General features: G+C 71.9%; 16 protein-coding genes. 10 read left to right on the forward strand and 6 right to left on the reverse strand.

Annotated elements, in window-relative coordinates; all coding sequences use genetic code 11:
• The first annotated feature begins 51 nt into the window (after positions 1-51).
• The 3 genes from ACFZBU_RS29325 (at position 52) to ACFZBU_RS29335 (ending at position 3,049) form a co-directional block, all read left to right on the forward strand.
• A complete protein-coding gene (locus tag ACFZBU_RS29325; protein ID WP_391586682.1) occupies positions 52-1,791 on the forward strand; it encodes an MFS transporter in 1,740 nt (579 codons plus the stop codon).
• 199 nt (positions 1,792-1,990) lie between these two features.
• A complete protein-coding gene (locus ACFZBU_RS29330; protein ID WP_391586683.1) occupies positions 1,991-2,509 on the forward strand; it encodes a GNAT family N-acetyltransferase in 519 nt (172 codons plus the stop codon).
• Between the two features lie 27 nt (positions 2,510-2,536).
• Positions 2,537-3,049 carry a DUF4186 domain-containing protein gene (locus ACFZBU_RS29335; protein WP_391586684.1) on the forward strand — a complete coding sequence of 171 codons (513 nt, stop codon included), beginning with the start codon at positions 2,537-2,539 and terminating at the stop codon, positions 3,047-3,049.
• Between the two features lie 38 nt (positions 3,050-3,087).
• On the opposite strand, the gene ACFZBU_RS29340 is transcribed toward ACFZBU_RS29335, so the two are convergent.
• The 3 genes from ACFZBU_RS29340 to ACFZBU_RS29350 all read right to left on the reverse strand — a co-directional run bounded on the left by ACFZBU_RS29340 (position 3,088) and on the right by ACFZBU_RS29350 (position 5,049).
• Positions 3,088-4,083: a fibronectin type III domain-containing protein gene (locus tag ACFZBU_RS29340; RefSeq protein WP_391586685.1), complete on the reverse strand. Its 996-nt coding sequence runs from the start codon at positions 4,081-4,083 to the stop codon at positions 3,088-3,090.
• Between the two features lie 124 nt (positions 4,084-4,207).
• A complete protein-coding gene (locus ACFZBU_RS29345) occupies positions 4,208-4,396 on the reverse strand; it encodes a multiprotein-bridging factor 1 family protein (protein WP_391586686.1) in 189 nt (62 codons plus the stop codon).
• 185 nt (positions 4,397-4,581) lie between these two features.
• Positions 4,582-5,049 carry a hypothetical protein gene (locus tag ACFZBU_RS29350; protein WP_391586873.1) on the reverse strand — a complete coding sequence of 156 codons (468 nt, stop codon included), beginning with the start codon at positions 5,047-5,049 and terminating at the stop codon, positions 4,582-4,584.
• A gap of 491 nt (positions 5,050-5,540) precedes the next feature.
• On the opposite strand from ACFZBU_RS29350, the gene ACFZBU_RS29355 reads away from it, so the two are divergent.
• The 3 genes from ACFZBU_RS29355 to ACFZBU_RS29365 all read left to right on the forward strand — a co-directional run bounded on the left by ACFZBU_RS29355 (position 5,541) and on the right by ACFZBU_RS29365 (position 8,530).
• Positions 5,541-6,389 carry a hypothetical protein gene (locus ACFZBU_RS29355; RefSeq protein WP_391586687.1) on the forward strand — a complete coding sequence of 283 codons (849 nt, stop codon included), beginning with the start codon at positions 5,541-5,543 and terminating at the stop codon, positions 6,387-6,389.
• Positions 6,390-6,463: 74 nt separating this feature from the next.
• The gene (locus ACFZBU_RS29360; RefSeq protein ID WP_391586688.1) at positions 6,464-7,252 is read left to right on the forward strand and encodes a hypothetical protein; all 789 of its coding nucleotides are present in this window, start codon (positions 6,464-6,466) and stop codon (positions 7,250-7,252) included.
• 129 nt (positions 7,253-7,381) lie between these two features.
• The gene (locus tag ACFZBU_RS29365) at positions 7,382-8,530 is read left to right on the forward strand and encodes a cystathionine gamma-synthase (RefSeq protein WP_391586689.1); all 1,149 of its coding nucleotides are present in this window, start codon (positions 7,382-7,384) and stop codon (positions 8,528-8,530) included.
• Positions 8,531-8,693: 163 nt separating this feature from the next.
• Here the strand turns inward: ACFZBU_RS29365 and ACFZBU_RS29370 are convergent, their stop codons facing one another.
• Both ACFZBU_RS29370 and ACFZBU_RS29375 read right to left on the reverse strand, forming a co-directional pair.
• The gene (locus tag ACFZBU_RS29370; RefSeq protein WP_391586690.1) at positions 8,694-9,407 is read right to left on the reverse strand and encodes a hypothetical protein; all 714 of its coding nucleotides are present in this window, start codon (positions 9,405-9,407) and stop codon (positions 8,694-8,696) included.
• The gene (locus ACFZBU_RS29375) at positions 9,404-9,889 is read right to left on the reverse strand and encodes an RNA polymerase subunit sigma-70 (RefSeq protein WP_391586691.1); all 486 of its coding nucleotides are present in this window, start codon (positions 9,887-9,889) and stop codon (positions 9,404-9,406) included. The genes ACFZBU_RS29370 and ACFZBU_RS29375 overlap by 4 nt, the downstream gene beginning before the upstream one ends.
• A 295-nt stretch (positions 9,890-10,184) precedes the next feature.
• Here ACFZBU_RS29375 and ACFZBU_RS29380 point away from each other — a divergent pair, with 295 nt between their 5' ends.
• The 4 genes from ACFZBU_RS29380 (at position 10,185) to ACFZBU_RS29395 (ending at position 14,195) form a co-directional block, all read left to right on the forward strand.
• Entirely contained in the window at positions 10,185-10,682 is a 498-nt protein-coding gene (locus ACFZBU_RS29380) for a MarR family winged helix-turn-helix transcriptional regulator (RefSeq protein WP_020556525.1), read from the forward strand.
• 89 nt (positions 10,683-10,771) lie between these two features.
• Positions 10,772-11,995, forward strand: a complete 1,224-nt coding sequence (gene ilvA / locus ACFZBU_RS29385; protein ID WP_391586692.1) for a threonine ammonia-lyase — start codon at positions 10,772-10,774, stop codon at positions 11,993-11,995.
• 305 nt (positions 11,996-12,300) lie between these two features.
• Entirely contained in the window at positions 12,301-13,335 is a 1,035-nt protein-coding gene (locus ACFZBU_RS29390) for an ATP-binding cassette domain-containing protein (protein WP_391586693.1), read from the forward strand.
• Positions 13,335-14,195, forward strand: coding sequence for an ABC transporter permease (locus tag ACFZBU_RS29395; protein WP_391586694.1), 861 nt, complete (start codon positions 13,335-13,337; stop codon positions 14,193-14,195). Before ACFZBU_RS29390 ends, ACFZBU_RS29395 begins: the two co-directional genes overlap by 1 nt.
• A gap of 85 nt (positions 14,196-14,280) precedes the next feature.
• Here the strand turns inward: ACFZBU_RS29395 and greA are convergent, their stop codons facing one another.
• On the reverse strand, positions 14,281-14,778 hold the full coding sequence (gene greA / locus ACFZBU_RS29400) for a transcription elongation factor GreA (protein ID WP_391586695.1): 498 nt from the start codon (positions 14,776-14,778) through the stop codon (positions 14,281-14,283).
• Positions 14,779-14,986 lie beyond the last annotated feature (208 nt).

Genomic DNA, 14,986 nt, shown 5'->3' on the forward strand with positions numbered 1-14,986 from the left:
CCGGCTGAAACAGGAACGGATGCTGCCTGATTGACCCCTAGCTTGGGAGACGTGGAAAACAGCGGCGAGAAGACCCTCGCAACCCCGATCTCCCAGTCCTCCGTAGGCCCCAAGCAGCGCTGGCTCGGACTTCTGGCGGTGCTGGCCGCCACCTTGATGAACCTGCTCGACTCCAGCGTGGTGGGCGTCGCGGCGCCCGCGATCCGTCGGGATCTGGGCGGCAGTTATGCCAGTCTCCAGTGGATCGCGGCCGGCTACACGCTCGCTCTCGCGGTGGGCCTGCTCACCGGCGCGCGGCTCGGCGACATGTACGGCCGCAAGTTCATGCTGATGGTCGGCGTGGTCGGCTTCGTGGTGCTCTCGGTGGCCTGTGCGGTCGCCTGGTCGCCGGAGACGCTGATCGTGGCGCGGGTGCTCCAGGGGTTGTTGGGCGCGCTGATGATCCCGCAGACGTTCGGCCTGATCCGGGACCTGTTCCCGCCGGCCGAGATCGGCAAGGCGTTCGCGGTGTTCGGCCCGGCGATCGGGTTGTCCACGGTGCTGGGGCCGATCGTCGCGGGTGTGCTCGTGGACGGTGACGTGTTCGGCACCGGGTGGCGGATGATCTTCCTGATCAACGTTCCGCTGGGTGCGTTCGCGCTGCTGATCGGCGGCCGGATGTTGCCGCAGGCGCCGCCGAGCGAGGCCGGCGGCCGGCTCGACGTGCTGGGCATGGCGCTCGCCGGGGTCGGTACCTTCATGCTCGTGCACCCGCTCGTCCAGGGACGCGAACTGGGTTGGCCCACCTGGTCGTTGGTCGAGTGCGCGGCGTCGCTGCCGGTGCTGGCCGGGTTCGCGGTGTACCAGCTGCGGCGCGAGGCGGCGGGGCGGGTGCCGCTGATCAGGCTCGGCGTGTTCCGGCGCCGGTCGTACGCCTCGGGCGTCGGGTTCGTGATGGTGTTCTTCGGCGCGATCGTCGGGATCTCGATGGCGGTCGGCCTGTTCCTCCAGCTCGGCCTGGGCTACAGCCCGACCCGGGCGAGCCTGACGATGGGCGCGTGGGCGCTCGGCGCGTTCGTCGGGTCCGGCCTCAGCGGCGCGGTGATGGGCAAGCTGGGCCGGCGCATCCTGCACATCGGGCTGAGCGTGATGGCGGCGGGCATCGCCTGGATGTACCTGGTCTTCGCGGACGCCGGGGTGGGCATCGGCACCGGTGACCTGCTCGCGCCGCTGGCGCTGTTCGGCCTCGGCATGGGGATGATCTTCGTACCGGTCTTCGACATCATCATGGGCGAGGTCGAGGACCACGAGGTCGGCTCGGCGTCCGGGGCGCTCGAATCCCTCCAGCAGCTCGGCGCGTCGCTGGGCATCGCGGTCCTGGGCACGGTGTTCTTCGGCGTGATCGGCGCCCAGGCCACCCACAACTTCGACGAGAACGCGGCACCGAAGCTGCGCACGGAGCTGACCGCGGCGGGTGTTCCGGTGAGTACGCAGGACGCGATCGTGGCCGGGCTGCGGGCCTGCGTGGACGACCGGGAGAACGCGACCGATCCGGACCGGCTCCCGGCGAGCTGCACGAGCATCCCGGTCACGCCGGCCTCCGCCGCGGCGGTGGCCGAGGCGGGCGCCGACACGCACACCCGCTCCTCGGTCGACGCGGTCGAGCGCACGACGCTGCTGGCCCTCGGGCTGACGGCGGTGGCCTTCGCCCTGGGCTTCCTGCTGCCCAAGCGGGCCCGGGAGCACATGTCCGCCCAGCCGGACGCGGCGCCCGCCCCCACCCCGACCCACCGCGAACCGGCCCTGACCTGACCTGTCCCCCGAGCCCACCACCGAGCGGCGCGGCCCCTGCACCGGGCCGCGCCGCTCGGCGTTCGACGGTGCGGCGTCGGCCCGCGGGCGGCCGGGAGCGGAACTCGGAGGCACCCTGCGCTTCACCGAGCTGCGCAACGACGTCCGGGGCCGCACGCCGAAGGTTCGGGCATCGGGGGATGCGCGCGAGAATGGTTGTATGACAACGCCCGTCCGGCTTTCCGCGATCGACCTCGTCACGTACACCCCCGGCTTGGCCGCGCTGCTCGTGGACGCGGTCGAGGACGGGGCCGGGGTCGGCTTTCTCGCGCCGCTGCCGATCGACGCGGCAGCCGAGTGGTGGGCGGCCCAGGGGATCGAGATACGCAGCAATCGCACCGTGATGTGGGCGACCTCGGACCACGAGGGCGTCACCGGGACGATCCGGCTCCGATTCGCCGGCATGCCGGACAGCCGGCATCGTGCCTCGGTGTCCGGGCTGATCGTCCACCGGCGCGCCCGAGGAAACGGACTCGCCCGCGAACTCCTGTCCACGGCGGAGCAGTTCGCGGCAGCGGCGGGCCGCAGCCTGCTCACCCTGGACACCCCGACCGGCGGCGGCGCGGAGCATCTGTACAAGAGCGCCGGCTGGATCGAGTCGGGCGCCATCCCGTCCTATGCCGCGGACCCGTCGGGCGTGCTTCGGTCCAGCACGATCTTCCACAAGTACCTGGGCTGAGCCGGACGGGTTACCGTTGGAGGCGATATGACAACCAAGACCTCCAAGGGCGCCAGGCCCGAGCCGCTCGACGCCCGCCTGGACGCGATCGGCAAGCTCCCGTCCCGCGCCAAGTTCCACCTGCCCGGGCGGGAGCGCACGGTCGCCCTGACGCTGGGCGAATCCGGCGTGCGCTGGTACGCCTACGACCTGGTCGCGCGTCGCCTGGGTCCCGCGAAGCCCAGCAAGGAAGGCCGGCAGACCCCGTATCGCGGCCATCCGGTCTTCGTCGCCCAGCACGCCACCGGCACGTGCTGCCGAGGCTGCCTCGAAGAGTTGCACGCCATCCCCAAGGGCCGGCCGCTGGACAAGGCCGAGCTCAACTACGTCGTCAACGTCATCTGCCTGTGGCTGACCCGCGAGATCGGCCCGGTCGCCAAGCCGAGCGGTCGAGCGGCGCGCGCCCCGCGCTCGGCGATGCCGACCGTCCCGGAGAACCCGACGGGCTCCACCAGGTCCACTCGCGCGACGCGGGCGACCCGCGCGGCCCGCTCGCGCTGACGCCCTCCCCGCGCCCGGGCCGGCTCCGCGCCCTGTTCTCAGGAGCCGCCCGGTCCGGTCGGCGCCGGCGTCGCCGGATCCGGACCTGCGGGCGCGTCCGTCAGGGTCAGGTCGGCGGAGAAGGCGCCCCACTTGCCGTCCGGCAACTGGCCGCGAATCTTCAGCACATGCCCGGCCGGCGGGCGATCGCCCAGCGGAAGGCTGTACTGCGCCGTCCCGGGCGGCGGCGCCACGCCCCACATCACCGTGGTCAGGAACTTCCCGTCCAGGTACACCTCGTAGCTCGCGACGGTCCCGTCGACGTCCGGCGGTGTCCAGGTCAGGTCGACGTAGGTGCCGTCCACCGCGATCCGGGGCACCGCCCGCAGGTCGGTCGGCGCGGTGTCGCGACCGTCCCCGGTGCCCTGCTCGGTGACCACGGTCACCGCGTTGCTCTCCGGCGACTTGTTGTCCGCGGCGTCGCGGGCGGTGACGGTGAAGCTGTATTCGGTGCCCGGTCGCAGGCTGCCGACCACCGCCGTGGTCAGCCCCCCGGCGACGCTGTGCACCCGCACGCCGCCCTGCCAGATGTCGTAGGCGCTCACCCCCACGTCGTCCGTGGCGGCCTCCCAGGCAAGCGTCGCGCCGCCGGCCCCCCGGGCCTGCCCGCGCACGTTGCGCGGCGCGGTCGGGGGCACCCGCTCGCCCTGGGCCACGGACAACGTCGTGGCCGGCACCGAAGCGCTCGCCGGCGACACGTTCCCGGCTCGGTCCCGCGCCCGCACCGAGAACGAGTACGCGGTCCCCGGGGCCAGGCCGCCGACGTCGACCATGTGCCGTCCGCCGGTCACGTCCAGCACCTTCGCGTCCCCGCGATACACCTCGAACACCGCGACGTCCGGGTCGGCACGCCACATCACGTGCACCGACACCGAACTCGACGCGAGCGCACTGACCTCACCGGGCACGGCCGGTGCCGTGGTGTCCCGCGTGTCCTCGGAACACCCCGCCAGCACCAACGCAACGGCCAACCCCGACAAGCCGATCCAAGCCATCCGTCGCGCCACAATGCCTCTCTCCACCGAGAGCAATTGGTCTAGACATATATGGCACAGCACCTGCCCCACGACAAGACTCGGAACCATCACGACCCACATCCGGGGCCGACTCCGAACGCCCTCAGGCAGCCGTATGCGGCGCCAAGCGCATGATCAACTCGGCATCCAGCGCCTTCGCCAAGCGCTCCGGAACCTGGATGGTGGGCACGGTCCCACCCGCCTCGAAGCGTGCCACCGCCGACTGCGTCACCCCGGCCGCTTCGGCAAGGACGGCCTGCGTGAGCCCGTGCCGTTCACGCATCCCCCGCACGCCGCGCCCCGACTCGAAGGCGATTCGAGCCGCCGCGTAGGCCTCCTCGGCACCGGCTCCGCCATCCGCCGCGAGCGGATCTCCTGCCAGTCACGGCGCCCGGTCACAGCGTTGACGCCATGAATCGGTTCGTCGGCGGAAAGTCGAGTGGTTCACTCGGTCGGGTTTCGCTCGTGGGGGCGGGGCTACTTGCTCAGGGTGTTGGCGCCCACGATGAACAGGCCGAGCAGCATGTCCACGCCGCCGACCCGGCAGGCCGCGGCCCAGCCTCGTCCGGCCACTCGGGCCGCCGACAGGCCCCAGCCGAACAGGGTGGCCGTGTTCAGGAGCAGCACCACCTCGATCGCGGACTCCTCGCCCCACCATCTCGCGTGCGCGCCGAGCAGGGCCGCCACCGTCGGCAACACCGCGGCCACCAGCGGCCACTCGGTCAGCACGGACCGTGCGGTGCTCGCGGCGACCGTGGTCGGGTCGGCGGTGCGGTGCGCGATGGCATGCGCGTAGCCGTGCGCCGCGGCCGACGCCAGCGCCGCCAGCAGCACCCACACCGCGTCGTAGCCGGGATTGGGCGCCCCGCTGTCCTGCGCGAGGGCAGCGGCCATCGCACTGGCCAGCACCGTCCCGTATACGCCGCCGAACAACAGTCGCTGCACGGGCTCGGCCCGCCGGCCGGGCGCGCTCGAGTCACCGGAGCCGCCGAAGCGGCTGGAGCCGCCGGAGCCGCCGAAGCGGCTGGAGCCGCCGGAGCCGCCGAACAAGATCCCACCTCCCGAAGACGAGCAAATCATGTCATTCCGGAAGGCTGATCGAGGCGCGGGGGAGGGGTTCGTCCGACCCGCGCCGCCTTCTCCACAAGATCGCGGACGACCGCATTCGGATCGCCGCCTGCCGACAGCACCACGGCAAACAGCGTGGATCGCGCAAAGCGGTCCGCAGGCCCCACGAGGTGTCGCCCGCCGTTGGGACTTCCCATGAAACTCACACGGAACCCGCGTAGACACCGGTCAGGGCCGGAAGCGGGCTCGGGCGGAGGGTGCGGGCGGGGCCGAAACAGGCCCCGCAGTACGCGCGTTCGTGCCCGTGAGCGTGTGGCACCGGCTTCAATGGTGGTCGAGGCGACGGGTGCGGAATCGGGGGGCATTCCATGATGCGAGTGGTGGCGGCCGGGGCGGCCCTGATCGTGAGCGGCTCGCTCGTGGTCGGGTGTCAGGGCGGCTCGTCCAAGGGCGGCCCGTTCGGTCTGGGGGCGACCGATTCGCCCACCGCGAGCGCGAGTCGGGATCAGTCCACCGAGCCGCCTCCGCCGCCGTCGCCGGACCGGGTCACCGCCGAGCCGCCGGTGACCAGCGCTGCGCCGCCACCCACCACGACCACGCGCGCCGATGTCCCGCTCACCACCGCACAGGCCAAGACGCTGGTCTCGGCGGTCGCGCTGGTGCCCAAGGACTGGGGCCCGACCTACGTCCCCCAGGAGCTCAACTACGAGTACGGCGCCCTCGATCGGGTGATCACCGGCACCGACTGCAAGCAGGTGGTCCAGGGCACCGTGCCGGGCGCCCTCGCGACGCTGGCGCGCTACGTGTACATCCCGGACGGCCAACCCAGCGCGGACAACCTCAGCAAGACGCTCGCGACGTCCTCCGCGACCGTGTACTCCAGCACCGCCGCGGCGCAGACCGACATGCGGATCGGCATCGCCGACGGGCGGCGCTGCCCGAACCAGGTGCTCGCCGGGAACGAGAAGTTGAACAACATCCAGGTCTTCGACCTCACCGTGCCGGGCATCGACGAGGTGCACGTGGCGCGCGCCCAGTGGTTCGGCAGGGGTGGCGGGCCGCCGTTCCAGTACGTGTGGGTGACGGCTCGGCAAGGCCAGATGGTGCTCACCGCCGCGGTGGTGGACCGGGGCGACAAGACCTTCGAGTCGGCCAAGGACCAGGCCATCGACGCGCTCGCCAAGATGGTGGTGCGCACTCGGATGCAACTGCGCTGACCCGGCGCCCGGATCGATCGCGGTGCCACCACGCTGATTACCATGGGGCTTCACGCTCACGGGGGGTCATCGGCATGTACGGCAAAGGCGGAACGGCGGCTCGCGCGATCGGTCCGGTGCTCGGCATCCTGCTGCTCGCGGGCTGTGCCGACGGTGGCGACGATCCGTTCGCGATCGACCCGAAGGCGGTACCCACCGGCGCCGCCCCGGTGGCCAAGGGCCCCGGCCCGACCGCCACGGCCGGCCGCCCGACCGCCGATTCGCCGCCGCCGAGCCGGACCCCGGAGCAGGCCCAGACCCTGGCCGCGTCGCTCGCCCTCACCCCGGAGGACTGGGGGACCGGCTTCGTCAGGCAGAGCACCTACGAGTTCGCGGGCGAGACCTTCACGGACTACGCCGCCGACTGCACGCAGCGGACCGTGCCGCTGCCGGCGAGCCTCGTCGGCCAGTGGGTGCGCCAGGTGCAACTGCCGGGCGGCGCGCAGGCCACGGTGCTCCCCAGCGGCAGCACCGCCGTGCTCGTGCACAAGGACGTGCGCGGCGCGCGCGATCAGGCACGGAACGCGCACCAGGTCAAGGACCGCTGCCCGACCCGCACCTACCCGGACGGCACCCGGGCCAAGGACACCCCCGGCGCCGCGCAGCCCACCTTCGCCGAGGCGGACGAGGCCTTCGCCGAAGAGGGCCTGATGTACCCCAAGGACGGCGGCGAACCGTACCCGTACGTCGTGGTGACGGTGCGCAAGGACACCGTCGTGATGTCCTCCTACTTCAGCGCCCCCGACGCCGCTCGCCTGTCCGAGGTACGCGACCGCACCACCCAGGCGGCCCGCCTGATGCTGGACCGGCTGGTGCGGAAGTAGCCGCGCCGAAGGTGCTGTCCGGCCCGTGCGCCCGTGCGGAGCCGGCGGGCCGCAGGTCGGCCGGGCCCGACGCGCGTCCCGCCCGCGACGCGTGAGCGCCCGCCCGCTCGGGCGACTAACGTTTCGGTCATGACCCAATCGCACGGCTTTGAGACTCTGGCGATCCATGCCGGGCAGGAACCCGACCCGCTGACCGGGGCCGTGGTTCCGCCGATCTACCAGGTGTCCACGTACAAGCAGGACGGCGTCGGCGGGCTGCGCGGCGGCTACGAGTACAGCCGCTCCGGCAACCCGACCCGTACCGCGCTGGAGGAGTGCATCGCGGCCCTGGAGGACGGCACCAGGGCACTGACCTTCGCGTCCGGCCTGGCCGCCGAGGACTGCCTGCTGCGCTCCCTGTGCGCACCCGGCGACCACGCGGTGATCCCGGACGACGCCTACGGCGGCACCTTCCGACTGTTCGCGAAGGTCGCCTCCCGGTGGGGCATCGAGTACACCCCCGCGCACGCCGGCGACCTCGACGCGGTACGTGCCGCGATCCGGCCGGGCGTGACCCGGCTCGTGTGGTGCGAGACGCCGAGCAACCCGCTGCTCGGCGTCGCGGACATCGCCGCGCTGGCGAGCGTCGCGCACGACGCGGGCGCGCTCCTGGTGGTGGACAACACGTTCGCCTCGCCCTACCTCCAGCAGCCGCTCACCCTGGGCGCCGACGTCGTCGTGCACTCGACGACGAAGTACATGGGCGGGCACTCCGACGTCATCGGCGGCGCGCTCGTGGTCGACGATGCCGCGCTGGCCGCCGAGTTGGTGTTCCACCAGAACGCGATGGGCGCGGTGCCCGCGCCGTTCGACGCGTGGCTGACGCTGCGCGGTCTGAAGACCCTCGGGGTCCGGATGGACCGGCACTGCGCGAACGCCGAGCGGGTCGTGGACCTGCTGTCCCGGCACCGGCGGGTGAGCGAGGTGCTGTATCCCGGGCTGCCCGGGCACGCGGGGCACGACGTCGCGGTCAAGCAGATGAAGGCCTTCGGCGGCATGGTGTCGTTCCGGGTGAACGGTGGCGAGGAGGCCGCCGTACAGGTGTGCAACCGGACCGAGTTGTTCATCCTGGGCGAGTCGCTCGGCGGCGTCGAGTCGCTGATCGAGCACCCGGGCCGGATGACCCACGCGTCGGCGGCCGGCTCGCCGCTGGAGGTGCCCGGCGACCTGGTCCGGCTGTCCGTGGGCATCGAGTCCGCCGACGACCTGCTGGCGGACCTGGAACAGGCGCTGGCCTGAGGTCCTCGAAGCCGGCGCCGGACCGGCCCGGCCGGTGTCCGCGGACGCCGGCCGGGCCGAGAGCGGCTCGTCCGGCGCTCGACGCGAGCCGCAGCAACCGAAGGCCGCCTCCGGGCCCGGCCCGGCCGATTCCGACGGGCCGCGCCGCCCGCCCCCACAGGACCTAACGGGTCGTCCCCGTGCACGGCGAGCACGCCGTCACCAGGTTGCCCGCCTCGTCGAAGACGGTGATCGAGACCGGGGTCTCGGTGCTGAAGGCCCACAGGTAGGCGACGCCGGGCAGGCCGGGCGGGCGGTCCAGGCGCATCTGTCGGGCGCCCGTCGCCTCGCGCAGTTCGCCGCGTACCGCCGGGGCGGGCATGCTCTGGCCGACCAGGATCGCGACCACCAGGCGCTGCCCGGTCGGCGCGTACACGCCCGGGTCCAGGGTCGCGGTGTCCAGCCTGCCGGGGGCCGGCAGGAAGCGGCAGGTCGGTGCGCTCGACTCGGTCGACTCGCTCGGCTCGGCAGCGCTGCCCAGACACCACGACGAAGAGTGCTCGGGACCCGCGTAGCCGATCCACGCCGAACCGCCGAGCCCGACGTCGGTGCGCGGCCGAGGCGGCTCGATGTTCTCGATCGGCCACAGCGGTGTCGGGTCCGACGGTGCCGGTGGCAGCCCGCCTCCGCCACCGGTCGCGGGCGTGGCCAGCCACACCCCGCCGATCACCGCGCCGGCCAGCAGGCCCGAGCCGAGCACGTGCCGCAGTCGGTGCAGGTACGCCCGCCGGCGTACCCGCCGGGCCAGGTTCGCCGGCAGTGGCCGATAGGGGAACTCCGGCGGCTCGGGTATCTCCTCCGGTTCCGCCGCCCCGGGCGTCGGCGCCGTCACGCTCATCGGATGGATCCCGCGCTCGGGACCGGCCGCGGCTCCGCGGGCGAGAACGCGTCGCCGGCCAGCACCTCGGCCATCCCGCGCCGCCACGCACCGGCCACCGTCTCGATCGGCAACCCCAGCGCCTCGGCCGCGTCGTACTCGTCCAAGCGGGCGTACAGCCGCAGCACCACGGCGGCCCGCTCGACCCGGCCGAGTCGGTCCAGGGTGGCGAACGGCTCGTCCCCGCCCGGAGGTTCGCCCCGCCGGCCGCGTGGGCCCGGCCGCCACGGGTCCAGGTATCCGGTCATCAGCGCACGCCACGCGGTGCGGACCGGATCCTGGCCGGGCGACCTGCTCCAGCGCACGCACGCCTGCGCCAGGGCCCGCTCGACCCGGCGCTCGGCACGTTGTCGGTCGCCGGTGAGCAGGTCGGCGGCCTGCAGGAGTTGTGTGCCGACGGTGTGGACGAAGAGATCGAACTCGCGAGCATCGCGCCTGTGCACGGTCCCTCCCGCAGGTCTGCCGAGCGGATGCCCTGGGGCCGGCCCGTTGCCGTCGCCGCTCTCTGTGTTGCTGCCCCACACCTGTTCGGGTAGTCGCGTATCGCGACATGTCGCCCCTTGCCACTTGTCACCCTCGGCGTACCGCACCGACCGGCCACCACGGCACCACCCTCCGTTGCCGTCACGGTAAAACGTGCGACCCCCGAAGCGGGGTGGAATCGACCGGTCGGGCCCGCCGATCCCGGTCCGCGCAATATCCTTCGGAGCACCACATCCGATCGACGAACGAGCGGCGATGACACCGGACCAGGCCCATGACGACCCCACCGGCTCTGCCGACCCGCTCTACGACCGCCTGCAGCACGAGGTGGCGTTGTTCGCGCGCCGTGCCGAGCAGACCCGGCTCGGTGCCGTCGGCGAACTGCGCAACTCCATGGACCGTGCGGCCTACCTGCTGCTCGGTCGGCTCGAAACGGGCGGGCCGATGGGCGTCAAGGCACTCGCGCAGGCGATGACGATCGACTCGTCCACGGTGACCCGGCAGGTCACCCCGTTGGTCGAACAGGGCCTGGTGGATCGGGTGCCCAATCCCGACGACGGCCGCGCCGTGCTGCTCGAACTCTCCGCCGAGGGCCGGGATCGGCTGCACCAGGTCCGGCACGCCCGGCAGCGCCTGATGGCGGAGATCTGTGCCGGGTGGAGCCTGGACGACCGCGAGCGGTTCACCGAGTTGCTCACCCGGTTCAACGCCTCGATGGAGCGTCGACAGAGCCGCAACCCGGCCGGTTCCTGAACCCCGGGGCGGGCGGGCAACTCTCGGGACTCCCGGGGCGGTGGGAGACCCGGCATATCCGCACGGGCGGTTGGTGCGACACTCGGCGTATGAGCAGCCCTGCCCCGGCCACGGTGACCCTGCACGACATCCGGATCGCGCGAAAGATGCTGGAAAGCGTCGTTCGGGAGACACCGATCAGGTCGTGTCGGGCGCTGACCGACCGCGTCGGCACGCCGGTCCATCTCAAGTGCGAGAACCTCCAGCGCACCGGGTCCTTCAAGATTCGCGGCGCGTACGTGCGGATCGCGGGTCTGTCCGAGGCCGAGCGCGCCCGGGGCGTGGTCGCGGCGAGCGCCGGCAACCACGCCCAGGGGGTCGCGCTCGCGGCCCGCACCCTGGGCGTCGCGTCCACGGTGTTCATGCCGGCCGGTGCGCCGCTGCCCAAGGTGGCCGCGACCCGCTCGTACGGCGCCGAGGTGATCCTGGGTGGCGACAACGTCGAGCACGCGCTCGCCGCCGCGCGCGCGTACGCGGACGAGACCGGGGCGGTGTTCATCCACCCGTTCGACCACCGCGACGTGGTGGCCGGCCAGGGCACCGTCGGCCTGGAGATCCTGGAGCAGTGCCCCGAGGTCAAGACCATCCTGGTGGGCACCGGCGGTGGTGGCCTGCTGGCCGGAATCGCGGTCGCGGTCAAGGCGATTCGGCCCGACGTCAAGGTGATCGGCGTGCAGGCGGCGTCCGCCGCCGCGTACCCGCCCTCGCTCGCCGCCGGTGCACCGGTGTCGCTGCCCTCGTTCGGCACGATGGCCGACGGAATCGCGGTCGGCCGGCCCGGCGAGGTCCCGTTCGCGCTGATCCGCGAGCACGCCGACGGCATCCGCACGGTCGGCGAGGAGTCCCTGTCGCAGGCCCTGCTGTTGTGCATGGAGCGGGCCAAGCTGGTGGTCGAGCCCGCCGGCGCCGCGTCGGTGGCGGCGCTGCTGGAGACCGGTGAGCCGATCGAGGGGCCGGTGGTGGCGGTGCTGTCCGGCGGCAACGTGGACCCGCTGCTGATGCTTCGGGTGCTCCGGCACGGTCTGGCCTCGGCCGGGCGTTACCTGTCGCTGCGCGTGCGCATTCCCGACAGCCCGGGCGCGCTGGCCACCCTGCTGGGGCGGTTGGCGGAGACCGACGCCAACATCGCGGCGGTCTCGCACGTGCGCACCGACGCGACGCTGCGGGTCGGCGAGGCGGACGTGGACCTGCAATTGGAGACCAAGGGCCGCAGCCACTGCGCGGCCGTGGTCGAAGCGCTCTACGGCGCGGGTTACACGGTCGGCAAGAGCTAGGCCGTCTCCGGCGGGCCTGGCCCGGAGGCCGCCGAAAGGCGGGCGGCAGGGCGGCTACCGGAGCGGTTGTCGGTGCGGTGTGCTTGGCTGGGCGACCAAGCCATGTCCCACGGAGGACGCGGCCGAGAGGCAACCGGGGCCGTCGACGTACGAACGGGCTGTTCCCGGAGCGCCGCCGACCGGACACGAAGAGTTACGCTTCCGGAGAAAAGCGGTCGCATGCTCGGTGCGTTGGGCGCATGGTGGATGTCTGAATCGATCGGCCCGCCCCCATGCCCCATCCGCACGAGGAGTGATCCACCGACATGCAGGAAGCGATCGTCGCCGAAGGTCTGGTCAAGACCTTCGGCTCGGTCCGAGCACTCGACGGCGTGGACGTGAGCGTGCCCACCGGCACCGTCCTGGGCCTGCTCGGACCGAACGGCGCAGGCAAGACCACATGCGTACGTGTGCTGACCACACTGCTCGAACCCGATTCCGGGCGAGCCGTGGTGGCCGGTCACGACGTGCTCAAGAATCCCGACGCGGTCCGCCGCTCGATCGGCCTGTCCGGCCAGTTCGCAGCCGTGGACGAGTACCTGACCGGCCGGGAGAACCTGCGGATGGTCGGCGAGCTGTACCAGCTCAGCGGTCGCGACGCCAAGCGTCGGGCCGACGAACTGCTCTCCCAGTTCGATCTGTCCGAGGCGGGCGACCGGCCCGCCAAGACCTATTCGGGCGGCATGCGCCGCCGGCTCGACCTGGCCGCGGCACTCGTGGTGAGTCCCCCGGTGATGTTCATGGACGAGCCGACCACTGGCCTCGACCCGCGCAACCGGATGGCGCTGTGGCGGGTGATCGAGGAACTCGTCGCGGGCGGCACCACCTTGCTGCTGACCACGCAGTACCTGGAGGAGGCCGACCACCTCGCGCACGACATCGCCGTGGTCGACCACGGCAAGGTGATCGCGCGCGGCACCGCCGACGAGCTCAAGGCCAAGGTCGGCGGCGAGCGGGTCGAGGTGGTCGTGCACGACCAGGCGCGGCTGGCCGACGCGAGCGAGATGCTGACCTCGTTCGGCAAGGGCGAGTTGGGCGTGGTCAAGCTCCAGCGGCGGATCACCGTCCCGGTCACCGGCGGCGCCAAGCTGCTCGCCGAGATCATTCGCGAACTCGACGCGCGGGGCATCGAGATAGACGACATCGGGCTGCGCCGGCCCACCCTGGACGACGTGTTCATCGCGCTCACCGGCCATGCCACGGAGTCCGAGAACGGCGACGGCGGCAGCGGCGACGACGATGACGAGAATCCGAGCGAAGGCGGTCCGCAACGCGACCGTGTCGAGGCGGTGAAGCAGTGATGGCCGTGCTGACCAAGACCTCCGTGGGTACGCCCACGGCCCGCAGCGATGTGGGGCGCTCGATCCACGATTCCCTGGTCATCGCCCGCAGGAACCTGATTCGGATGACCAGGATCCCGGAGATGATCCTCTTCGGGGTCATTCAGCCGGTGATGTTCGTGGTGCTGTTCACGTACGTCTTCGGCGGCTCGATGAAGGTCGGCGGCAGCACCGATTCGGACGTCTACAAGAACTTCCTGATGGCGGGCATCTTCGCGCAGACCGTCACGTTCGCCACCGCGGGATCGGCCGCCGGCATCGCGGACGACATGCAGAAGGGGCTCATCGACCGGTTCCGCTCGCTTCCCATGGCGCGTGGCGCCGTGCTGACCGGCCGTACCGTTGCCGACCTCGTCCAGACGGCCATCACGATGCTCGTCCTGGCGATCGTCGCGCTGATCGTGGGCTGGCGCACCGGTTCCGCCGACTCGACCACCGCCGGAAGGGTGATGGCCGGCTTCGGCCTGCTCCTTCTTCTGGGATACGCGTTCACCTGGATCGGGGCACTGATCGGTCTGTCCGTACGAACCCCGGAGGCGGCCACCTCGGGCGGGATCATCTGGCTGTTCCCGGTCACGTTCATTTCGAACGCCTTCGTGGACTCCAGCCAGATGACGCCCTGGGTGCGGCACATCGCCGAGTGGAACCCGTTCAGCGCGACGGTGCAGGCGGCCCGAGTGTTGTTCGGCAATCCGGGCGTCGTGCAGTCCGACGCCTGGCCCATGCAACACCCGGTGTGGGCCTCGCTGATCTGGTCCGCTCTGATCATCGTGACCTTCCGCGCGCTCGCGGTCCGCAAGTACCTCCGGGCGACCGGCTGATCAAGGTTCGTCGAGCGAGCGGCGAGCAAAACGCAAGCGGCCCGGCCCCCGGTCACGGGGGATCCGGGCCGCTTCGGGTCGTTGCTCAGCCCTTGTAGGGCTTGGCCGCCAGGACCTCGACACTGGTGCTCTTGCCGTTCGGCAGCGCGAACGTGGCCTTGTGGCCGACCGACTTGCCGTTGATCGCCTTGCCCAGCGGCGACTGCGGCGAGTAGACGTCCACGTCGCTCACGGCGTCCTCGCGCGAGCCGAGCAGGAAGGTCGTGGGCTCGTCGTGGTCGCCGTTGAAGATGACGGTGACGACCATGCCGGGCTCGACCACGCCGTCGTCCGCGGGGGCCTCGCCCACCTTGGCGTTCTGCAGCAGGCCGATGAGCTGGCGGATGCGCAGCTCCTGCTTGCCCTGCTCCTCCTTGGCCGCGTGGTAGCCCGCGTTCTCCTTGAGGTCGCCCTCCTGGCGGGCCTCTTCGATCTTCACGGCGATTTCGGCACGGGCGGGACCCGACAGGTGTTCCAGCTCGGCCTTGAGCCGGTCGTACGCCTCCTGGGTGAGCCAGGTGACGCTTTCGCTGGTCTGGGTCACGGGGTGCTCCTCGTAGGTCTGCGACAGGGGTTGCGTACACGGTGCGTACGAAAGAGGTACACGCGACCCGACCGGCCGTCGGGGCGGGCCCGGGCGGCACGGAGAGGTGTCACATATACCAGCGCCCCCTCACCGTCCGCGGTGTGAACACCTCGGGTCGTGAGGGGACGAAGCTTCGAGAGTAACAATCTCCCGACGTCTCGGGCAG

The organism is Embleya sp. NPDC008237 (assembly GCF_042956465.1).
Lineage (GTDB): Bacteria > Actinomycetota > Actinomycetes > Streptomycetales > Streptomycetaceae > Embleya.